Source organism: Mesorhizobium sp. M0060, from assembly GCF_040323155.1.
In the GTDB taxonomy this organism is placed as follows: Bacteria; Pseudomonadota; Alphaproteobacteria; order Rhizobiales; family Rhizobiaceae; genus Mesorhizobium.
Map to the genome: position 1 here is coordinate 1 of NZ_JAMYUP010000148.1, position 1973 is coordinate 1973.

Below are 1973 nucleotides of genomic sequence, written 5' to 3' on the forward strand. Positions count from 1 at the left end.
ACCGCTGACGAATGGAATGACTTCCTCGAAGCCTTCGTCGATGGCCAAGAACTCATCGCTCGCATCAAAGCGAAATCTCCGCGGTAATAACCGGGCGATTACCGCGCATCGCGGCGCGCAAGAGCTACCCGACCAAGGCCAATTGGAAGCTTGTGATCGAAAACTTCTTCGAATGCTATCATTGCCAGCCATCTCATCCGGAGTACTTCAGGCTCAATGCTTATGAACCCTGGCATAGCGGGGCGTCGGAGCGGGAGGGCCTCGACAAGGTGCCGTACGGCATGGGATGGAGGTGGATCTTAGGCGGTCGCAAGACACTTTCCGACAACGGTCAGCCTGTGTCTTGTTTGATGGGCGGGCGCGGCGCCTATGACGGCCGCGAAACCGCCTTTAGTTTAGGCCGCCTCTCATTTGTCTACGCGGTTAGCGACTATGTCACGATGTTTCAAATGATTCCGCGTAACGCAACGGAAACCGACGTAATCGTCACCTGGCTGATCGACAAGGATGCCGACGCTGACATCCAAACCGATCCGATCACCTGGATGTGGGACGTTACCACAGTGCAGGACAAAAAGATTATCGAGGACAACGCCAAGGGCGTCTCCCTATACGGCGCGTGAAGATGATTCGTCCTTCTTCGTCCAGACATATCTTAACGAGATGCGCTCGCTGATCACAGGGGAACGCACTGATGGCCCGGTTTGCCCACACCGCGGCGAGACCGCTAAAGCGATCTAAGCGGGCAAGACCACCTTTAATGCTCATTATGCCGGCCGCAAAGGCGCGCACGGATCCGAGCGGCTCCGCTATCATTCGCACGGGTTGTTTCTATGTTTCACCAACTGACCGTTAGCCAAATTCGCCGGGAGACGCCCGGCGCTGTTTCCATGGTCGTCGACATCCCGCAAGGGCTGGCACCACGTTTTGCTTTCAAGCCTGGGCAATATCTCACCCTTCAAGCTGAGATTGGCGGCGAGCGTGTGAGGCGAGCTTATTCTATTTGTTCCGGCCTTGACGACGGCGAGATCAGACTGGCGGTGAAGGAGATAAAGAGCGGGCGTTTCTCGTGCTTCGTCAACCGATGGCTTCAGGCTGGCGACGTCCTTGGAGTGATGGAGCCGAGAGGCCGATTTGTCTTACCGCCGACCCCGAAGCGGGGTCATGTTTTGCTTGCAGTGGTGGTGGGCTCCGGCATTACGCCGGTGTTGTCTATCGCGAAAACCGTGCTTGCCCGCGAGCAGCGAAGCCGCTTAGTCCTGGTCTGCGGCAACAAGCGGCAACAAGACATTCTCTTCCGGACACACATCGCCGAGCTTGAGCAGGATTTCTCGCCCAGCCTGCTGGTGCGTCACCTTCTTTCGCGCGAGAATGGTGGGCCAGGTTTCGGGCAGGGCAGGATCGATGGCGACGCGCTAACCTCCATACTTCGCGAATTGGACATGTCGGTCTCGGGGGTCGATCATGCGCTGTTATGCGGACCACCCGAAATGGTCGCGAATCTCAGTGCAACATTGCAGAGACAGGGCTTGGCCTTAGACAAGGTCCTGGCTGAGTCATTTCGTCCCGCAGCCGCTTCCAGGTCACAACATATTTTGCCGCATGCCTCGACGCGGCCTATCGAAATCAAGCTGGGCGGCCGCAACACCGTTATCGATGCCCGTCCGGGCGAGACTATCGCCGATGCTGCCCGCCGGAGCGGGCTTGAGATCCCATATTCCTGCGGTGGCGGCACGTGCTGTTCCTGCGTTGCCAGGATCATTGAAGGCGGCGTCGAAACACAATCCGATGCCGCGCTCGAAGCGTCGGAACGGGGAGCGGGTTTCGTGCTTACCTGCCAGTCGCGGCCCGCTGGAGATCGCCTGGTCGTTGGTAAGCGCGAATTTCCCCGCACCTTTTGCTGTTGAGTGCTCTGATGCACAAGGTGTCCACCGAAATAGGTGGACACCAAGTGATCGAAGAAGATGAGCAGA

2 protein-coding genes are annotated in these 1973 nt (G+C 57.8%); both read left to right on the plus strand.

From position 1 onward, the window contains the following. Positions 1 to 107: 107 nt before the first annotated feature. Positions 108 to 623: an SRPBCC family protein gene (locus tag NKJ94_RS37270; protein WP_352532755.1), complete on the plus strand. Its 516-nt coding sequence runs from the start codon at positions 108 to 110 to the stop codon at positions 621 to 623. Between the two features lie 267 nt (positions 624 to 890). Continuing rightward, positions 891 to 1907, plus strand: a complete 1017-nt coding sequence (locus NKJ94_RS37275) for a 2Fe-2S iron-sulfur cluster-binding protein (RefSeq protein ID WP_352532753.1) — start codon at positions 891 to 893, stop codon at positions 1905 to 1907. Positions 1908 to 1973: the final 66 nt, after the last annotated feature.

Bases quoted from the DNA above. Each gene is read 5' to 3' on its own strand.
- NKJ94_RS37275 (WP_352532753.1), top strand. From the start codon at position 891: ATGGTCGTCGACATCCCGCAAGGGCTGGCACCACGTTTTGCTTTCAAG.